The organism is Lelliottia wanjuensis, assembly GCF_030238365.1.
Taxonomy (GTDB): Bacteria; Pseudomonadota; Gammaproteobacteria; order Enterobacterales; family Enterobacteriaceae; genus Enterobacter; species Enterobacter wanjuensis.
Window position 1 is genome coordinate 99,189 of the sequence record NZ_JASSOT010000047.1, and the last position, 18,232, is coordinate 117,420.

18 protein-coding genes are annotated in these 18,232 nt (G+C 56.7%); 13 read left to right on the top strand and 5 right to left on the bottom strand.

Going from position 1 to position 18,232, the window contains the following annotated elements; all coding sequences use genetic code 11:
• Position 1: 1 nt before the first annotated feature.
• Entirely contained in the window at positions 2-772 is a 771-nt protein-coding gene (gene garL / locus QQF33_RS03960) for a 2-dehydro-3-deoxyglucarate aldolase (RefSeq protein ID WP_282491774.1), read from the bottom strand.
• A gap of 26 nt (positions 773-798) precedes the next feature.
• Entirely contained in the window at positions 799-2,133 is a 1,335-nt protein-coding gene (locus QQF33_RS03965) for an MFS transporter (protein WP_285148167.1), read from the bottom strand.
• Between the two features lie 412 nt (positions 2,134-2,545).
• Here QQF33_RS03965 and garD point away from each other — a divergent pair, with 412 nt between their 5' ends.
• Positions 2,546-4,117: a galactarate dehydratase gene (gene garD, locus QQF33_RS03970; protein ID WP_285148166.1), complete on the top strand. Its 1,572-nt coding sequence runs from the start codon at positions 2,546-2,548 to the stop codon at positions 4,115-4,117.
• A 127-nt stretch (positions 4,118-4,244) separates the two neighbouring features.
• Here garD and QQF33_RS03975 read toward each other — a convergent pair whose 3' ends face one another.
• A complete protein-coding gene (locus QQF33_RS03975) occupies positions 4,245-5,054 on the bottom strand; it encodes a DeoR family transcriptional regulator (protein WP_285148163.1) in 810 nt (269 codons plus the stop codon).
• A gap of 250 nt (positions 5,055-5,304) precedes the next feature.
• Here QQF33_RS03975 and kbaZ point away from each other — a divergent pair, with 250 nt between their 5' ends.
• From kbaZ to agaD, 10 genes are all read left to right on the top strand, one after another.
• The gene (gene kbaZ / locus QQF33_RS03980; RefSeq protein ID WP_285145799.1) at positions 5,305-6,600 is read left to right on the top strand and encodes a tagatose-bisphosphate aldolase subunit KbaZ; all 1,296 of its coding nucleotides are present in this window, start codon (positions 5,305-5,307) and stop codon (positions 6,598-6,600) included.
• Between the two features lie 19 nt (positions 6,601-6,619).
• A complete protein-coding gene (agaV, locus tag QQF33_RS03985) occupies positions 6,620-7,093 on the top strand; it encodes a PTS N-acetylgalactosamine transporter subunit IIB (RefSeq protein ID WP_285145800.1) in 474 nt (157 codons plus the stop codon).
• Positions 7,094-7,103: 10 nt separating this feature from the next.
• Positions 7,104-7,883: a PTS N-acetylgalactosamine transporter subunit IIC gene (agaW, locus tag QQF33_RS03990; RefSeq protein WP_285157411.1), complete on the top strand. Its 780-nt coding sequence runs from the start codon at positions 7,104-7,106 to the stop codon at positions 7,881-7,883.
• Positions 7,873-8,751 (top strand): PTS N-acetylgalactosamine transporter subunit IID, encoded by an 879-nt coding sequence (gene agaE / locus QQF33_RS03995; RefSeq protein WP_285145802.1) that lies wholly within the window; start codon positions 7,873-7,875, stop codon positions 8,749-8,751. Before agaW ends, agaE begins: the two co-directional genes overlap by 11 nt.
• Before the next feature lie 17 nt (positions 8,752-8,768).
• Positions 8,769-9,203 (top strand): PTS galactosamine/N-acetylgalactosamine transporter subunit IIA, encoded by a 435-nt coding sequence (gene agaF, locus QQF33_RS04000; protein ID WP_282491782.1) that lies wholly within the window; start codon positions 8,769-8,771, stop codon positions 9,201-9,203.
• A 326-nt stretch (positions 9,204-9,529) separates the two neighbouring features.
• On the top strand, positions 9,530-10,687 hold the full coding sequence (locus QQF33_RS04005; RefSeq protein ID WP_285157412.1) for an AgaS family sugar isomerase: 1,158 nt from the start codon (positions 9,530-9,532) through the stop codon (positions 10,685-10,687).
• The gene (kbaY, locus tag QQF33_RS04010) at positions 10,684-11,559 is read left to right on the top strand and encodes a tagatose-bisphosphate aldolase subunit KbaY (RefSeq protein ID WP_282491784.1); all 876 of its coding nucleotides are present in this window, start codon (positions 10,684-10,686) and stop codon (positions 11,557-11,559) included. Before QQF33_RS04005 ends, kbaY begins: the two co-directional genes overlap by 4 nt.
• 45 nt (positions 11,560-11,604) lie before the next feature.
• Positions 11,605-12,081 (top strand): PTS galactosamine transporter subunit IIB, encoded by a 477-nt coding sequence (agaB, locus tag QQF33_RS04015; protein WP_285145805.1) that lies wholly within the window; start codon positions 11,605-11,607, stop codon positions 12,079-12,081.
• A 52-nt stretch (positions 12,082-12,133) separates the two neighbouring features.
• Positions 12,134-12,937 (top strand): PTS galactosamine transporter subunit IIC, encoded by an 804-nt coding sequence (gene agaC, locus QQF33_RS04020; protein ID WP_282491786.1) that lies wholly within the window; start codon positions 12,134-12,136, stop codon positions 12,935-12,937.
• The gene (gene agaD / locus QQF33_RS04025) at positions 12,927-13,718 is read left to right on the top strand and encodes a PTS galactosamine transporter subunit IID (protein WP_282491787.1); all 792 of its coding nucleotides are present in this window, start codon (positions 12,927-12,929) and stop codon (positions 13,716-13,718) included. The genes agaC and agaD overlap by 11 nt, the downstream gene beginning before the upstream one ends.
• Before the next feature lie 36 nt (positions 13,719-13,754).
• Here the strand turns inward: agaD and QQF33_RS04030 are convergent, their stop codons facing one another.
• Positions 13,755-14,765 carry a Fic family protein gene (locus QQF33_RS04030; protein ID WP_285157413.1) on the bottom strand — a complete coding sequence of 337 codons (1,011 nt, stop codon included), beginning with the start codon at positions 14,763-14,765 and terminating at the stop codon, positions 13,755-13,757.
• 3 nt (positions 14,766-14,768) lie between these two features.
• Complete coding sequence (rsmI, locus tag QQF33_RS04035; protein WP_103947034.1) at positions 14,769-15,632, bottom strand: 16S rRNA (cytidine(1402)-2'-O)-methyltransferase; 864 nt, start codon at positions 15,630-15,632, stop codon at positions 14,769-14,771.
• A 62-nt stretch (positions 15,633-15,694) separates the two neighbouring features.
• Here rsmI and QQF33_RS04040 point away from each other — a divergent pair, with 62 nt between their 5' ends.
• Both QQF33_RS04040 and QQF33_RS04045 read left to right on the top strand, forming a co-directional pair.
• Positions 15,695-17,857 (top strand): penicillin-binding protein activator, encoded by a 2,163-nt coding sequence (locus tag QQF33_RS04040; RefSeq protein WP_285157414.1) that lies wholly within the window; start codon positions 15,695-15,697, stop codon positions 17,855-17,857.
• Entirely contained in the window at positions 17,815-18,210 is a 396-nt protein-coding gene (locus QQF33_RS04045) for a YraN family protein (RefSeq protein WP_282491789.1), read from the top strand. The genes QQF33_RS04040 and QQF33_RS04045 overlap by 43 nt, the downstream gene beginning before the upstream one ends.
• Positions 18,211-18,232 lie beyond the last annotated feature (22 nt).

Below are 18,232 nucleotides of genomic sequence, written 5' to 3' on the forward strand. Positions count from 1 at the left end.
ATTATTTTTTAAAGGAATCGGCTAATTTCTGCGTGGCAGAACGGAAGACGCCGAGATCGCTGCCAACGGCCACAAAGGTCGCGCCCCACTCCAGGTAACGGCGGGCGTCAGCTTCGACCGGTGCCAGGATGCCGCACGGTTTCCCGAAGGCTTTGGCACGGGCGAAAATGTGCTGAATAGCGCGCTGCACGTCCGGGTGGTTGGCGTTGCCGAGGTGACCCAATGCCGCCGCCAGATCGCTTGGGCCGACGAAGATCCCGTCCACACCATCGGTGGCGGCGATGGCATCGACGTTGTCCACGCCCTGCTGGCTCTCAATCTGAACCAGAATGGTGATGTTCTTGTTGGACTGGGCAAAGTAGTCCGGCACGGTGCCAAACATGTTGGCGCGATGGGAAACCGATACCCCGCGAATGCCTTCCGGCGGATAGCGAGTCGAGGCCACGGCCTGCACCGCCTCTTCTACCGTCTCCACAAAGGGGATCAGGAAGTTATAGAAGCCGATATCCAGCAGGCGTTTGATAATCACCGGCTCGTTGGTCGGGACACGCACCACCGGCGCGCTGTGGCTGCCTTTCAGCGCCATCAGCTGCGGAATAAAGGTGCTGATATCGTTCGGCGCGTGTTCACCGTCGAGCACCAGCCAGTCAAAACCGGCCAGCCCCAGAACTTCGGTGCTGATCGGGCTTGCCAGCGCAGACCAGCAGCCAATCTGAATCTCTTTTGCCGCCAGGGCCGCTTTAAACTTATTCGGGAAAATATCGTTACTCATCGCTTTTACCTTCAATGAATCGTGATTTATTTCTGCAATTCCATACGCTTGATATCGCCGACGACAAACAGGTAACAGAACATCGCCCCTAGCGCAGAACAGCCGACGAAGACCAGCGCCGCATTGAATGAATGCAGTTCACTCACCAGATAACCAATCACCAGCGGGGTGACAATCGACGCCACGTTACCGAAGACGTTAAACACGCCACCACACAGGCCCACAATCTCTTTTGGCGCGGTATCGGAAATAACCGGCCAGCCCAGGGCACCAAAACCTTTACCGAAGAACGCCAGCGCCATCAGGGCGACAACCAGCGCCGTGTTGTTGGTGTAGTTGCACAGAATAATGGAGGACGCCAGCAGCATGCCGAGCACGATCGGCAGCTTACGCGCCAGGGTGATCGACTTACCGGATTTAATCAGATGGTCCGAGAACACCCCGCCCAGCACGCCACCGGCAAAACCGCACAGCGCCGGGATGGACGCCACCATGCCGACCTTCAGAATCGACATGCCCTTCTCCTGCACCAGGTAAATCGGGAACCAGGTGAGGAAGAACCAGGTGATAGTGTTGATAAAGTATTGACCAAAAAATACGCCCAGCATCATGCGGTTGGTCAATAACTGTTTGATGTAATGCAGCTTTGGACCGCTCGCCGCTTTGTCGCCCGGCTTCTTATGATCCATGTCGACCACCGCGCCGCCGTCAGAGATAAACTTCAGCTCTTCGGCAGACATACGCGGGTGATCGGTCGGGTTATGGATGAACTTCACCCACATCGCGGTGAGGATGAAGCCAATCACCCCCATCACGGTAAAGACATGTTCCCAGCCCCACGCGAAGGTCAGCCAGCCGAGGAGCGGCGAGAAGAGTGCCAGCGAAAAATATTGCGCGGAGTTAAAAATCGCCGAGGCGGTGCCGCGCTCTTTGGTCGGGAACCAGGCCGCCACAATACGGGCGTTGGCCGGGAAGGACGGCGCTTCCGAGAAACCGAGCATAAAGCGCATACAGAACATGGAGATACCGGCCCATGCCAGCGGGAAGAAATCGACAAAGCCCTGCAGGAAGGTAAACAGCGACCAGAAGAACAGGCTGTAGGTATAGACCTTTTTCGAACCAAATTTATCGAGCAGCCAGCCGCCGGGGATCTGCATCAGCAGGTAAGCCCAGCCAAACGCGGAGAAGATATAGCCCATCGATACGGCGCTGAGCTGCAGCTCTTTCGCCACTTCTGTCCCGGCAATCGACAGCGTCGCGCGGTCAGCGTAGTTCACCGCTGTGACGATAAAAATAATCAGTAATATTAAATGACGGGTATGAATACCCTTTTTCGTTTCTACAGCTGTTTCCAGTGACATGTTTATTTCCTCAGGCACATCGATCCAGGTATTTTTATTATTTTTGGAAAAGTCTTTACTGATTATTTATCGATAGCAGGCAATATCCGTTAATTAACCAGATGCATTGAAACCGTGATTCAGTATAAACATCGCCTCGTCCCTACACATTGTCGCATCGCTCAATTTTAAACGTCCGTATCAACGTTATTTTGAGCATATGCACAAGAGCATGGGCGCTAATGCACAGATTTACGCATTGCCTGCCAGGCGGCGCGGATGCAGGCTTAGCGGAGTGATCTTCGTCACATTTTTATCTTTCGACTCCTGACATTCTTTATTCAAGAAGGCAGCGTTTTTATTTCTGACAATAAGAAAATAAATACTCTCATACCGCATTAATATCGAAAGATTTACTGGAGAATAATGAGCAATGGCCGACATCGAAATTCGACAACAGTCGCCGACGGCGTTTTATATAAAGGTACACGACACGGATAACGTGGCGATTATTGTTAACGACAATGGTCTGAAAGCAGGAACACGTTTCCCCGATGGCCTGACGCTTATCGAGCATATTCCCCAGGGCCATAAAGTCGCGCTGGTTGATATTCCTGCCCAGGGTGAAATCGTCCGTTACGGAGAGGTCATCGGCTACGCCGTGCGGGCGATCCCGCAGGGGAGCTGGATTGACGAGTCACTGGTTGAGCTGCCGAAAGCGCCGCCGCTGAACACCCTGCCGCTGGCGACCCGCGTGCCAGAACCACTGCCGCCGCTGGAAGGCTATACCTTCGAGGGCTATCGCAATAAAGATGGCAGCGTCGGCACCAAAAATCTGCTCGGCATCACCACCAGCGTGCACTGCGTGGCGGGCGTGGTGGATTACGTGGTGAAAATCATCGAACGCGATCTGCTGCCGAAATACCCGAACGTCGACGGCGTGGTGGGTCTGAACCACCTCTACGGCTGCGGCGTGGCGATCAACGCCCCCGCTGCCGTGGTGCCGATTCGTACCATTCACAACATTTCGCTCAACCCGAATTTCGGCGGGGAAGTGATGGTGATTGGCCTGGGCTGTGAAAAACTCCAGCCGGAGCGCCTGCTGCAGGGCACCGACGATGTGCAGGCGATCGCGGTGGATGACGCCAGCATTGTGCGTCTGCAGGACGAGCATCACGTCGGCTTCAAATCGATGGTGGACGATATTCTGCAGGTTGCCGTGCGCCACCTGGAAAAACTGAACAAACGCCGGCGCGAAACCTGCCCGGCCTCTGAGCTGGTCGTGGGTACACAGTGCGGCGGCAGCGATGCGTTCTCCGGCGTCACCGCTAACCCGGCTGTCGGCTATGCCTCCGACCTGTTTGTGCGCTGCGGTGCGACGGTGATGTTCTCGGAAGTGACCGAAGTGCGCGATGCGATCCACCTCCTGACTCCGCGCGCCATCAACGAAGAGGTGGGCAAGCGCCTGCTGGAAGAGATGGCCTGGTATGACAATTATCTCGACATGGGGCAAACCGACCGCAGCGCGAACCCGTCTCCGGGCAACAAAAAAGGCGGGCTGGCGAACGTGGTGGAAAAAGCGCTTGGCTCGATTGCCAAATCCGGCCAGAGCGCGATCTCGGAAGTGCTTTCGCCGGGCCAGCGCCCGACCAAACGCGGCCTGATTTATGCCGCGACACCGGCCAGCGATTTTGTCTGCGGCACGCAGCAGGTGGCGTCAGGCATTACGGTGCAGGTGTTTACCACCGGGCGCGGCACGCCGTACGGGCTGATGGCGGTTCCGGTGATTAAGATGGCGACACGCACTGAGCTTGCAAACCGCTGGTATGACTTAATGGATATCAACGCGGGGACGATTGCGACGGGTGAAGAGACCATTGAGGACGTGGGCTGGAAGCTGTTCCACTTTATTCTGGATGTCGCGAGCGGGCGCAAGAAAACCTTCTCGGATCAATGGGGGTTGCATAACCAGCTGGCGGTGTTTAATCCGGCTCCGGTGACGTGATGCCTTTTGCTGCCTGAAGCCCTCACCCCGACCCTCTCCCGCAGGGAGAGGGAGAACACACCAAAACGGCAACCCAAGGGTTGCCGTTTGCTTTTACCTTGCAGCCGCCACCCGGCTCTGTTGACACTTACTGTTTCACCCGCACCACTTCAATCCCCGACCGCTGAAGCTCCTGTAAGCTCTCCGCCGGAATGCCTTCGTCGGTGATGACCATATCGATACGCGGGGTATCGATGATTTTATGCAGGCTTGAGCGATTGAACTTGCTGGAGTCGGTGACCACGATAATGCGCTCCGCCACTTCACACATCTTCCGATTCAGCCGGGCTTCATCCTCATTATGCGTACTGACGCCACGGTCCGTATCGATGGCATCCACACCCAAAAACAGCAGATCGAAATGATAGTTTTGCAGCGACTGCTCGGCCTGGTCGCCGTAAAACGACTGGGACTGACGACGCAGGTGCCCGCCGGTCATCAGCAGCTCAACCCCTTCCGCCTCCAGCAGTGCATTCGCCACGTTCATGCCGTTGGTCATGGCGATGACGTCCGTGTGCTGGCGCAGCATGCGCGCTATTTCGTAGGTGGTGGTACCGGAGTCAAGAATGATGCGGTGGCCCGGTTTAATCAGGTCCGCTGCCGCCTGCGCAATACTGCGTTTCACCGCCGTATTCAGGGAGCTTTTGTCTTCGACGGAAGGCTCAAGGCCCGGCGTGTTACCGTCGCAGATCAGCGCGCCACCGTAGGCGCGAACGGCGATGCCCTGTTTTTCGAGGAACGCCAGATCGTTACGGATCGTCACCGTAGACACGCCATATAGCGCTGAAAGATCGTTCACCTGGACGCTTCCCTGCTGTCGCAACCGCTGGATAATTTGTTCACGCCTTTCGCTGGTGCCGGTCACGCGTTTCTCCGCGGAGGATTCGGTGCTGCTCATGCAAGCTCCTTTAAGAAAATCTTTCGTTTCATTTCGTTTGGCCTATTAACGCCTTTCCTTTAGTGGAATGCAAGCCCCATCCGCCTTCCGACACCCTGCTATCCCCTTGCTGAAACCTTTCATTATGTTTCTTTTGTGAAACAGATCGGAAAACTATTATCTTTCGTTTTATTTTTATAAGACCATCACGCAGTATAAAGTGAAATAAAACGAAAGATTAGCACTCAAACCATCCAACGTGGAGAGGAAAGTGAAACATCTTATTGAAATGGTGGAATTGCATAAAGCAGGCGCAGGCAACGGTATCTACGCCGTCTGCTCCGCACATCCGCTGGTCCTTGAAGCCGCCATTCGCTTCGCTCGCGATCATCACACCGCCCTGCTGGTTGAGGCGACGTCCAACCAGGTGGATCAGTTCGGCGGCTATACGGGTATGACACCCGCCGATTTTCACGGCTTTGTTAGCCAGCTTGCCAACAAACTGGATTTCCCGCTCTCGCAGCTGATTTTAGGCGGCGATCATCTCGGCCCGAATCGCTGGCAAAACCTCACCGCCAGTGAAGCAATGGCCAACGCCGAAGATCTGATCAAAAGCTACGTGGCCGCCGGTTTTCAAAAGATCCACCTCGACTGCAGCATGTCCTGCGAGGACGATCCGGTTCCACTGACGGATGAGATCGTCGCCGAACGCGCCGCGCGGCTGGCGAAGATTGCCGAACAGACCAGCCGCGAGCACTTTGGTGAGCCGGATCTGGTGTACGTGATTGGCACAGAAGTGCCGGTTCCCGGCGGGGCTCACGAAGCGCTGACCGAGCTGGAAGTCACCACGCCGGAAGCGGCACGCGCCACGCTGGAAGCCCATCGCCTCGCCTTCGAAAAACAGGGGCTGGCAGATATCTGGCCGCGCATCATCGGGCTGGTAGTGCAGCCTGGCGTCGAATTCGATCACACCCATGTGATTGACTATCGCCCGGAGAAAGCCGTTGCCCTGAGTGAAATGGTGCAAGGCTATGATTCGCTGGTCTTTGAGGCGCACTCCACCGACTACCAGACGCCGCAGGCCCTGCGCCAGCTGGTGAAAGATCACTTCGCGATTTTGAAAGTCGGCCCGGCGCTGACCTTCGCCCTGCGCGAAGCCCTGTTCTCACTGGCCGCCATTGAAGAAGAACTGCTGCCTGCCAAAGCCAGTTCTGGCCTGCGCCAGGTGCTGGAGAGCGTGATGCTCGACCGTCCGGAATACTGGCAAAGCCACTACCACGGTGACGGCCACGCCCGTCGACTGGCGCGCGGCTACAGCTATTCGGACCGCGTTCGCTACTACTGGCCGGACAGCCAAATCGACGACGCCTTCGAGCGGCTGGTGCGCAACCTGGCCGATGAGCCGATTCCGCTCCCACTCGTCAGCCAGTACTTACCGCTGCAGTATCGAAAAGTTCGCGAGGAGGCTCTCAAGGCTGCGCCGCGGGAACTCATCATCGACCACATTCAGGACATACTGCGCCAGTATCACGCAGCCTGTCAGGGCGCGTCGTCCCATAACGCATAACAACGAAGAGGATAATGCTATGCCAAACATTGTCTTATGCCGCATCGATGAACGTCTGATCCACGGCCAGGTCGGCGTTCAGTGGGTCGGATTCGCTGGCGCGAATCTGGTGCTGGTTGCCAACGATGAGGTCGCTGAGGATTCGGTCCAGCAAAACCTGATGGAAATGGTGCTGGCAGAGGGAATTGCCGTTCGCTTCTGGTCCCTGCAAAAGGTGATCGACAACATTCACCGTGCCGCCGACCGGCAGAAAATCCTGCTGGTCTGCAAGTCGCCCGCCGATTTCCTGACCCTCGTCGAGGGCGGCGTGCCGGTGACACGTATCAATGTCGGAAATATGCACTACGCCAATGGCAAACAACAAATTGCCAAAACGGTCTCTGTCGATGCCGGTGATATCGCGGCATTTAGCGGTTTGAAAGCCGCCGGGGTGGAATGCTTTGTTCAGGGCGTTCCGACAGAACCCGCTTTGGATCTCTTTAAACTACTCTGAGGGATTCACAATGGAAATCAGTCTGTTGCAGGCATTTGCGTTGGGCATTCTCGCCTTTATCGCGGGCCTGGATATGTTCAACGGGTTAACGCACATGCACCGCCCGGTGGTGCTTGGGCCACTGGTGGGCCTGATTCTTGGCGATCTGCATACGGGGATTTTGACCGGCGGGACGCTGGAGCTGGTATGGATGGGGCTGGCACCGCTAGCCGGTGCGCAGCCGCCAAACGTCATTATCGGCACCATCGTCGGGACGACATTCGCCATTACCACGGGCGTGAAACCCGAGGTGGCCGTCGGCGTAGCGGTTCCGTTCGCCGTGGCGGTGCAGATGGGGATCACCTTCCTGTTCTCGGTGATGTCCGGCGTGATGGCGCGCTGCGACAAAATGGCGGCGAACGCCGATACCAACGGAATCGAGCGGGTGAACTATCTGGCGCTGCTGGCACTGGGGATCTTCTATTTTCTCTGCGCCTTCCTGCCGATTTACTTTGGCGCCGAACATGCCAAAACCGCCATCGACGTGCTACCTGCCCGTTTGATTGACGGTCTGGGCGTAGCGGGCGGCATCATGCCAGCGATCGGCTTTGCCGTGCTGCTGAAAATCATGATGAAAAATGTCTACATCCCCTATTTCATTCTCGGGTTTGTCGCTGCCGCCTGGCTGAAACTGCCGGTGCTGGCGATTGCCGCCGCGGCGCTGGCGATGGCCCTGATCGATTTTGTGCGCAAAGCTCCAGAACCCGCGGCTCCCGTTGCTCAGAAAGAGGAATTCGAAGATGGCATCTAATCACACCACCCTGCCGGCCGTCTCCGATAACGACGAGACGCTTCTGTCCGGCGTGAACGAAAATATCTATGAAGATCAGACGATCGGCGCGGAGCTGACGAAAAAGGACATCAACCGCGTGGCCTGGCGTTCGATGCTCCTGCAGGCGTCGTTCAACTACGAACGTATGCAGGCCTCGGGCTGGCTGTACGGCCTGCTTCCGGCGCTGAAAAAAATCCACACCAACAAACGCGATCTGGCGCGCGCCATGAAAGGCCACATGGGCTTCTTCAACACTCACCCGTTCCTGGTGACCTTTGTGATCGGCATTATTCTGGCGATGGAGCGTTCCAAGCAGGACGTGAACAGCATTCAGAGCACCAAGATTGCGGTGGGTGCGCCGCTCGGCGGGATTGGCGATGCCATGTTCTGGCTGACGCTGTTGCCGATCTGCGGCGGTATCGGTGCCAGTCTGGCGCTGCAAGGCTCAATTCTTGGCGCAGTCGTGTTTATTGTGATGTTCAACGTGGTACACCTGGGGCTGCGTTTTGGCCTCGCGCACTATGCTTATCGGATGGGGGTCGCCGCCATTCCGCTGATTAAGGCCAACACCAAAAAGGTGGGCCACGCGGCCTCTATCGTCGGGATGACGGTCATCGGCGCGCTGGTCGCCACCTATGTGCGGCTGAATACCACGCTTGAGATCACCGCTGGCGATGCGGTGGTGAAACTGCAAACCGATGTGATCGACAAGCTGATGCCCGCGTTTCTGCCACTGGTCTACACCCTGACCATGTTCTGGCTGGTACGCCGTGGCTGGAGCCCGTTACGCCTGATCGGCATTACGGTGGTGCTGGGCGTGGTCGGCAAATTCTGTCACTTCCTGTGAATACAAAGAGGTCTTAGATGTTAAGCATTATTTTGACGGGCCACGGTGGGTTTGCCAGCGGGCTGGAAAAAGCGATGAAGCAGATCCTCGGTGAACAGGAGCAATTTGTTGCCATCGACTTTCCCGAAACCTCCACCACCGCGCTACTGACGTCGCAGCTGGAGCAGGCGATTGCCGAACTGGGTGACGCGGAAGATATCGTCTTTCTGACCGATCTGCTGGGCGGCACGCCGTTTCGCGTGGCCTCGACCATGGCGATGGAAAAGCCGGGCTGGGAAGTGATCACCGGCACCAACCTCCAGCTGCTGCTGGAGATGGTGATGGAGCGCGACGGGCTGAGCAGCGAAGCGTTTCGTTTACAGGCGCTGGAGTGCGGGCATCGCGGGCTGACGAGTCTGGTAGATGAGCTGGGGCGCTGCCGCGAGGAAAAGCCCGTTGAGGAAGGCATTTAACCACTGATTTCATTCCGGGCAGGCTCTCCCCCTTAGCCCTTTCATTGTGCATCACCTTGGCCTTCGGGAAATCCCGCAGGCCTTTCTTTTCCTTTCTTAATCCAGACGCCTTTACCAGCCTGAATTTAAAAAACGATGATTTATCAAATGAATAGATAAAACGCTGTGTTTCATCGATCACAGTTTTCGTTTTATTTCTTTTTGCATGTTGATCTTTCGTTTTCCTTTCGATAGATTTTAATCAATCGAACAAGTGAAACGAAACGAAAGACAAAGGTCACTTAGCCGAAGTCTGACGTGGGATTCACCTTACTAAGGACTGCGTTATGCCAGAAACCCAAACTGCCACCGGCACCTGGACGGAAAAAGAGATCCGTCAGCAACCCGGCTGCTGGAGCCGTTCCCTCAAAAATATCGACAATATTCGACAGACGCTCGATCGCTTTCTCTCGCCGTTGCTGCAAAAAGACGATCTGCGGATCGTTCTGACCGGCGCGGGAACCTCGGCATTTATCGGCGACATTATCGCCCCGTGGCTTGCGCGCCACACCGGGAAAAACTTTACGGCGATTCCGACCACCGATCTGGTGACGAATCCCATGGATTATCTGAACCCGACGCATCCCCTGCTGCTGGTCTCTTTTGCCCGATCCGGCAACAGTCCGGAAAGCGTGGCCGCCGTGGAGCTGGCAAACCAGTTCGTCCCTGAGTGCTATCACCTGTCGATCACCTGCAACGAGGCCGGTAGCCTCTACAAAAATGCGGTCGACAGTGACAACGCCTTTGCCCTGCTGATGCCTGCCGAAACCCACGATCGCGGGTTCGCGATGACCAGCAGCATCACCACCATGATGGCGAGCTGTCTGGCGGTGTTCGCGCCGGACAGGATCAACAGCAACACCTTCCAGGATGTGGCGGATCGCTGCCAGTCGATCCTCGCCTCGCTCGGCGATTTCAGCCGCGGCGTGTTTGGTGATAAACCCTGGAAGCGGATCGTCTATCTCGGCAGCGGAGGCTTGCAGGCGGCGGCCCGAGAATCGGCGCTCAAAGTGCTGGAGCTGACCGCCGGGAAAGTGGTTGCGTTTTATGACTCACCAACCGGGTTCCGTCACGGCCCGAAATCCCTGGTGGATAGCGAAACGCTGGTGGTGGTGTTTGTCTCCAGCCATCCCTATACGCGTCAGTACGATCTCGACCTGCTGGCGGAGCTGCGCCGCGACGGACAGGCGATGGAAGTGATCGCGATTACCGCTGAGCGCGATCCGGTGACTGACGCGGGCCCTCATATTCTGCTGCCTGCTTCGCGTGAGTTCGTCGACGTGGAACTGGCTTTCTGTTTCCTGATTTACGCCCAGGTCTTTGCCCTGACCCAGTCGTTAAGCGTCGGAAATACCCCGGACACCCCTTCCGCCAGCGGCACCGTGAACCGCGTGGTGCAGGGCGTGATCATTCACCCATGGCAGACACCAGGGAGCGCATCATGAGTATTATCTCCACCAAATATCTGCTGCAGGATGCGCAGGCAAAAGGGTACGCCGTGCCTGCGTTTAACATCCATAACGCCGAGACGATCCAGGCGATCCTCGAAGTGTGCAGCGAAATGCGATCGCCGGTGATCCTTGCCGGAACGCCGGGCACCTTTAAGCATATCGCGCTGGAAGAGATCTACGCCCTGTGCAGCGCCTACTCCCTCACCTACGACATGCCGCTGGCGCTGCACCTCGATCACCATGAATCGCTGGACGACATTCGTCGCAAGGTCAACGCGGGCGTACGCAGCGCGATGATCGACGGCAGCCATTTCCCGTTTGAGCAGAACGTGAAGCTGGTGAAATCGGTGGTGGATTTCTGCCATCTCCATGATTGCAGCGTCGAGGCGGAGCTGGGTCGGCTGGGCGGCGTGGAAGACGACATGAGCGTGGACGCCGAGAGCGCCTTCCTGACCGATCCGCAGGAGGCGAAACGCTTTGTCGAACTGACGGGCGTTGACAGTCTGGCGGTGGCCATCGGCACGGCGCATGGGCTGTACACCAAAACGCCGAAAATTGATTTCAAGCGTCTGGGCGAGATCCGCGATGTGGTGGATATCCCGCTGGTGCTGCACGGCGCGAGTGATGTGCCCGATGAGTACGTGCGTCGCACCATCGAACTGGGCGTGTGCAAAGTGAACGTCGCGACCGAGCTGAAAATCGCGTTTTCCGATGCGGTTAAAGCATGGTTCCGCGAAAACCCGCAGGGTAACGACCCGCGTTACTACATGCGAGTGGGTATGGACGCCATGAAAGAGGTGGTTAAAAACAAAATTAACGTCTGCGGATCGGCCAACAAACTGGTGCTCGATTCAGCAACCGTTTGATAAAACAACAACACTCACAACCCAACATCGGCAGGAATGAAGACTATGAGTAGCCCCAATATCTTATTGACCCGTATCGATAATCGTCTGGTGCATGGCCAGGTGGGTGTGACATGGACGTCGACCATTGGTGCCAATCTGCTGATCGTCGTTGACGACGAGGTCGCCAAAGACGAGATCCAGCAAAAGCTGATGGGGATCACCGCGGACACTTACGGATTTGGTATCCGCTTTTTCTCCATCGAAAAGACCATCGCCATTATCGAGAAGGCCGCGCCGCACCAGAAAATTTTCCTGATTTGTCGCACGCCGGACATTGTCAGAAAACTGATTGAGGGCGGCGTGCCGCTGAAGGACGTCAACGTCGGGAATATGCACTTCTCGGAAGGCAAAAAACAGATCAGCAGCAAGGTATACGTGGACGAGAGCGATCTCGACGATCTGCGTTTCATCAAGCGCAGCGGCGTGAATCTCTTTATCCAGGATGTTCCGGGGGACGCAAAAGAAGGCATCCCCGATTAGTGGCAGTGTCTCGACATTCAAATAGCTGAAGTCATCATTACGAGGCAAAAAAATGCACGAAATAACATTGATTCAGGGGATATCCCTGGCGGCTTTAGTTTTCTTTCTAGGGATAGATTTCTGGCTGGAAGCGCTGTTTCTGTTTCGTCCTATTATCGTCTGTACCCTCACCGGGGCGATTCTGGGCGATATCCACATTGGCCTCATCACCGGCGGTTTAACGGAGCTGGCTTTCGCCGGTTTAACGCCTGCCGGGGGCGTGCAGCCGCCGAACCCGATCATGGCCGGGGTGATGACCACCGTCATTGCCTTTTCGACCGGCGTCGACGCCAAAACCGCCATCGGCCTCGGGCTGCCATTTAGCCTGCTGATGCAGTACGTAATTCTGTTCTTCTATTCGGCATTCTCTCTGTTTATGTCGAAGGCCGATAAGTATGCGAAAGAGACCAACACCGCCGCTTTCGCGCGCCTTAACTGGACGACCACGCTAATCGTCGCCTGCACCTACGCGATTATCACTTTCCTCTGCACCTACCTCGCACAAGGGGCGATGCAGGCGCTGGTCAAAGCGATGCCCGCCTGGCTGACCCACGGCTTCGAAGTGGCGGGCGGTATTCTGCCAGCGGTGGGTTTTGGCCTGCTGCTGCGTGTGATGTTCAAGGCGCAGTACATCCCTTACCTCATCGCCGGGTTCTTGTTTGTCTGTTACATCCAGGTGAGCAACCTGCTGCCGGTGGCCGTGTTAGGAGCCGGATTTGCGGTGTATGAGTTCTTTAACGCCAAAGCCAAAAACGCCGCCCAGCCAGCCGCAGCGGCTGCGAAAAAAGATGAAGAGGATTACAGCAATGGGATCTGAAATCAGTAAAAAAGACATTACGCGCCTGGGGTTCCGATCCTCTCTGTTGCAGGCGAGCTTTAACTACGAACGCATGCAGGCGGGCGGTTTTACCTGGGCGATGTTGCCGATCCTGAAAAAGATCTACAAAGGCGACAAAGAAGGGCTCAGCGCGGCGATGAAGGATCATCTGGAATTTATCAACACCCACCCGAACCTGGTCGGGTTCCTGATGGGGCTGCTGATCTCCATGGAGGAGAAAGGCGAAAACCGCAGCACCATCAAGGGGCTGAAGGTGGCGCTGTTTGGCCCGATCGCCGGGATTGGCGACGCGATTTTCTGGTTTACGCTGCTGCCGATCATGGCCGGGATTTGTTCCTCCTTTGCCAGCCAGGGCAACCTGCTGGGGCCGATTTTGTTCTTCGGCGTCTATCTGGCGATCTTCTTCCTGCGCGTGGGCTGGACGCATGTGGGATATACGGTGGGGATCAAGGCTATCGATAAGGTGCGAGAGAACTCGCAGATGATCGCCCGCTCGGCAACGATTCTTGGGATCACGGTGATCGGCGGGCTGATTGCCTCATATGTGCATATCAACGTCGTCACCAGCTTCGCCATCGACGCCACTCACAGCGTGGCGCTGCAAAAGGACTTCTTCGATAAGGTGTTCCCGAACATTTTGCCGATGGGCTATACCCTGCTGATGTACTACCTGCTGCGGGTGAAGAAAGCCCATCCGGTGCTGCTGATTGCCGTCACTTTTGTGCTGGCGATTGTCGGGTCGGCATTGGGGATTTTGTAACGAAGGGCGTGCCGGGCGGCGCTGCGCTTGCCCGGCCTACAACGACTGCTTCACGCGCCAAAAGCCGCCTTTTTTCGGGCCGATACGCTGCAGCAGGGATTTGTCCTGTAGCTGTTTGAGGTAGCGTTCAATTGTGCGCGATGTGGTTCCGGTTTGTTCCGCCAACGCTGCTGCCGACAACTTCGGGTTATCCTGCAGAATCTGAAGAATGTCGCGTTCTGCTGCGGTCAGATAGGCCGCACTTTCTTCCGACATTTTATCCGACATTTCTTCCGACATGGAAAGGGATTGGGATATGCCTTCCCGAAGTGCATCGGCCATATTTTTTAGCATAAACTCGATGAACGCTGTGCAGTCGCTGACTTTATCGCACTGACCCAGTATCTTGTAATAATGAGCCTGTTGATAGTGGATCAGGGTCTCAACCGGCAGCCACGCCAGCTCATTTCGCCAGTGACTCAAAATCAGCGTTTGCCATAAACGGCCCATGCGGCCATTTCCGTCGGCAAACGGATGAATAAATTCAAATTCGTAATGAAAGACCGAGCTGGCAATCAGGGGATGAAGGTCCGTCTTTTTGAGCCAGTCCAGCAGGTCATCAACGAGGCGCGGCATCTGCGATGCGGGTGGTGCCATATGCACCAGCGTATTGCCGCGGTAAATGCCGACATCGCCAGTCCGTAGTTTCCCCGGATTATCGACGAGCCCGGTCATGAGTAAACGGTGTGCGCTCAGAAGATCGCTGAGATTCGAGGTTTTCCAGTCAGGCATTTTCTCATATGCGAGAATGGCGTTTCGCACCTCCTGAATATCCTTCTCAGGCGCCAGCACTCTCTTGCCTTCCATGATCGCCGTTACCTGGCCTGTCGTCAGCGAGTTATGCTCTATCGCCAGAGACGCCTGAATGGTACGAATACGGTTTTCTTTGCGAAGCAGCGGTGAAGTGCGCCCTGACTGAGCCGCCCAATGCCCCAGCAGTTCGCCAATCTCCACAACCTGATTGAGGATGGATGGCGTGATGGTGAAAGGTGGCTGGTAGCGGCTCACGGATTATTCCCCCTGCTGCTCCAGCGCATGCTTGTACAGCGCATTCTTTTTCACGCCGTGGATTTCGGCGGCAAGCGCGGCGGCTTTTTTCAGCGGCAGTTCGGCTTGCAGGAGCGCCAGGGTGCGCAGCGCTTCGGCGGGCAGTGCGTCTTCCTGCGCTTTATGGCCTTCGACAATCAGGACCATTTCACCTTTGCGGCGGTTTTCGTCCTCTTTCACCCACGCCAGCAGTTCACCGACCGGAGCGCCGTGGATGTTTTCCCAGGTTTTGGTCAACTCGCGGGCCAGTACCACGTAGCGGGATTCGCCCCAGACGGCGACCATGTCTTCTAAACTGTCCAGCAGACGGTGGGTTGATTCGTAGAAAATCAGGGTGCGCGGCTCGGCTTCGAGATCTTTCAGTACGTCGCGACGGCCTTTGGATTTAGCCGGTAAAAAACCTTCGTAGCAGAAACGGTCGGATGGCAGACCCGCGGCGCTCAGGGCGGCAATCGCGGCGCACGGACCGGGCAGGGGCACCACGCGGATACCGGCTTCGCGGCAGGTACGCACCAGGTGATAGCCGGGGTCGTTAATCAGCGGTGTCCCGGCATCGGACACCAGCGCGATGTTCGTCCCTTCCTTCAGTTTCGCCACCAGCGATTCGGCTTTTTGTTGCTCATTGTGATCGTGTAAGGCGAACATTTTGGCGCTAATGGCGAAATGTTGCAGCAGCAGGCCGGTGTGGCGAGTGTCTTCGGCGGCAATTAAATCAACAGCTTGTAAAACGGTGAGCGCACGTTGGGTAATATCAGACAAATTCCCGATAGGAGTAGGTACAATATAAAGCTGGCCTTGAGAATTATCTGCCGTTTCGTGTTGTTTCATTGTTTAGTCCGTATTGCCGATTTAATATTGAGCATTGCCTAAAAAATATCACTGGATACAGTATGGTACCCTTAACGTTTCTTCGAACAAAAGCTTCGCGCAGCCTGCCCATTGTGCTGGCAGCCTTGATTTTCGCAGGCTGTGGCACTCAGGCGCCCGATCAGACTGCTGCCCATATGGAGGGTACTGCGCAGGCTGATTCCGGCTATTATCTGCAACAGATGTCGCAAAGCTCAGATGATACCAAGACCAACTGGCAATTACTTGCCATTCGTTCACTGCTGAAAGAGGGCAAAACCCAGCAGGCGGTCGATCTGTACAACCAGCTGCCGCAGGAATTGAACGATACCCAGCGTCGCGAACAGACTCTGCTGTCGGCGGAAGTGAAAACCGCACAGAAAGATTTCGCGTCCGCGAAAAAAATCCTCGCCGACATCGACGTGAAAGCGCTGGATAACAACCAGCAGGCGCGCTACTGGCAGGCAACCATTGCCACCGAACAGGGCCGCCCTTCCCTGCCCCTGCTTCGCGCTCTGATTGCGCAGGAGCCGCTGCTGAGCGGCGATGCTAAGCAGAAGAATATCGACGCCACCTGGCAGGCGCTGTCGGCCATGACGCCGGAGCAGGCGCAAACGCTGGTGATCAACGCCGACGAAAACGTGCTGCAGGGCTGGCTGGATCTGCAGCAGATGTGGTTCACCAACCGCAGCGATCCGAAGATGCTGAAAGCCGGGATCACCGACTGGCAGACCCGCTATCCGCAAAACCCAGGCGCGAAAATGCTGCCCACGCAGCTGGTCAACGTGCAGAACTTCAAACCCGCATCGGTGAATAAAATCGCCCTGTTACTTCCCCTGAACGGTCAGGCGGCGGTGTTTGGTCGCACCATTCAGCAGGGCTTTGAAGCGGCGAAAAACGGCACCACCGCGGTAGCGGGCAGTGCGGTTCCAACGCAGGCGGCACAGGCCGCTAACGTCAATGACGTCATCAGCCCGTCGGCAGCGGAAACCACCGATTTAACCACCACGCAGACGCCTGCTCAGGGCACTATGCAAAACCCGGTTACAGCGCCAACGACGCCTCCGGCAACGGCTCCGGCGCCACAAACTCCAGCTCCGGCGGCACAGCCAGCGCCAGCTGAAACGCCAGCCGCGCCGACAACGGATGCTGCCGCGACTCAGCCGCAAACTGCAGCCCCAGAACAACAGCCCGCCGCACAGCCGCAGGCCGTTGTTGCCGCCACCGCAAACCCAGGCGCTGAGCTGAAGATTTACGACACCAGCTCGCAGCCGCTCGATCAGGTTCTGGCGCAGGTTCAGCAGGATGGAGCCAGCATCGTGGTCGGCCCGCTGCTGAAGAACAACGTTGAAGAGCTGATGAAGAGCAACACTACCCTGAACGTGCTGGCGCTTAACCAACCTGAACAGGTACAGAATCGCGCGAACATCTGCTACTTCGCCCTTTCGCCGGAAGATGAGGCTCGCGACGCGGCGCGTCATATCCACGAGCAGGGAAAACAGGCTCCACTGCTGCTGACGCCGCGTAGCGCACTCGGCGATCGGGTGGCGAATGCCTTTGCTCAGGAGTGGCAACAGCTGGGCGGCGGCGTTGTACTGCAGCAGAAATTTGGCTCAACCTCAGAACTGCGTGCGGGCGTTAACAGCGGCTCGGGTATCTCGCTCACCGGCAGCCCGGTGACCGCCAGCCTGCCACAGCAGCAGGGTGTCACCATCGGCGGCCTGACCATTCCGGCTCCACCGACTGACGCGCAAATCAGCGGCGGCGGTAAAGTGGACGCAGCCTATATCGTCGCCACGCCAGAAGAGATCGCCTTTATCAAACCGATGATCGCCATGCGTAACGGCAGCCAGAGCGGTGCGACCCTGTACGCCAGCTCGCGCAGCGCGCAAGGCACCGCGGGCCCGGATTTCCGTCTGGAGATGGATGGCCTGCAGTACAGCGAAATCCCGATGCTGGCGGGCAGCAACCCGGCGCTGATGCAGCAGGCGCTGAGCAGCGTGCGTAACGACTACTCCCTCGCCCGTCTTTACGCCATGGGCGTGGATGCGTGGGCGCTGGCGAATCACTTTACCCAGATGCGCCAGGTGCCGGGCTTTGAGCTTAACGGCAACACCGGCGATCTGACCGCCACTCAGGATTGCGTGATTAACAGGAAGTTATCATGGCTCAAATACCAGCAGGGGCAGATCGTCCCGGCCAGTTAAGCCGTAAACAGACCGGCGACGCGTGGGAACTCAAAGCGCGTCGCTGGCTGGAAGGCAAAGGACTGCGTTTTATCGCCGCCAACGTTCGTGAACGGGGCGGCGAAATTGATCTGATCATGAAAGAGGGTCAGGTCACCGTGTTTATTGAGGTCCGTTTCCGACAGTCGTCCCGCTTTGGGGGCGCTGCCGCCAGCGTGACGCTCGCCAAACAACGAAAATTATTACAGACTGCGCTCTTGTGGCTCGCCCGCCATAATGGGAGTTTTGATACTGTGGATTGCCGGTTCGATGTGGTAGCCTTCACCGGAAACGACGTAGAATGGCTGAAAAACGCCTTTGGCGAAGACGTCTAAAACAAAGTTTTAAAGGGATAAC

Bases quoted from the DNA above. Each gene is read 5' to 3' on its own strand.
- QQF33_RS04045 (WP_282491789.1), top strand. From the start codon at position 17,815: ATGGCTCAAATACCAGCAGGGGCAGATCGTCCCGGCCAGTTAAGCCGT.
- agaW (WP_285157411.1), top strand. From the start codon at position 7,104: ATGGAAATCAGTCTGTTGCAGGCATTTGCGTTGGGCATTCTCGCCTTT.
- kbaY (WP_282491784.1), top strand. From the start codon at position 10,684: ATGAGTATTATCTCCACCAAATATCTGCTGCAGGATGCGCAGGCAAAA.
- garD (WP_285148166.1), top strand. From the start codon at position 2,546: ATGGCCGACATCGAAATTCGACAACAGTCGCCGACGGCGTTTTATATA.
- QQF33_RS04040 (WP_285157414.1), top strand. From the start codon at position 15,695: ATGGTACCCTTAACGTTTCTTCGAACAAAAGCTTCGCGCAGCCTGCCC.
- garL (WP_282491774.1), bottom strand. From the start codon at position 772: ATGAGTAACGATATTTTCCCGAATAAGTTTAAAGCGGCCCTGGCGGCA.
- agaF (WP_282491782.1), top strand. From the start codon at position 8,769: ATGTTAAGCATTATTTTGACGGGCCACGGTGGGTTTGCCAGCGGGCTG.
- agaE (WP_285145802.1), top strand. From the start codon at position 7,873: ATGGCATCTAATCACACCACCCTGCCGGCCGTCTCCGATAACGACGAG.
- agaD (WP_282491787.1), top strand. From the start codon at position 12,927: ATGGGATCTGAAATCAGTAAAAAAGACATTACGCGCCTGGGGTTCCGA.
- agaC (WP_282491786.1), top strand. From the start codon at position 12,134: ATGCACGAAATAACATTGATTCAGGGGATATCCCTGGCGGCTTTAGTT.
- QQF33_RS03975 (WP_285148163.1), bottom strand. From the start codon at position 5,054: ATGAGCAGCACCGAATCCTCCGCGGAGAAACGCGTGACCGGCACCAGC.
- agaB (WP_285145805.1), top strand. From the start codon at position 11,605: ATGAGTAGCCCCAATATCTTATTGACCCGTATCGATAATCGTCTGGTG.
- agaV (WP_285145800.1), top strand. From the start codon at position 6,620: ATGCCAAACATTGTCTTATGCCGCATCGATGAACGTCTGATCCACGGC.
- rsmI (WP_103947034.1), bottom strand. From the start codon at position 15,632: ATGAAACAACACGAAACGGCAGATAATTCTCAAGGCCAGCTTTATATT.
- QQF33_RS04005 (WP_285157412.1), top strand. From the start codon at position 9,530: ATGCCAGAAACCCAAACTGCCACCGGCACCTGGACGGAAAAAGAGATC.
- QQF33_RS03965 (WP_285148167.1), bottom strand. From the start codon at position 2,133: ATGTCACTGGAAACAGCTGTAGAAACGAAAAAGGGTATTCATACCCGT.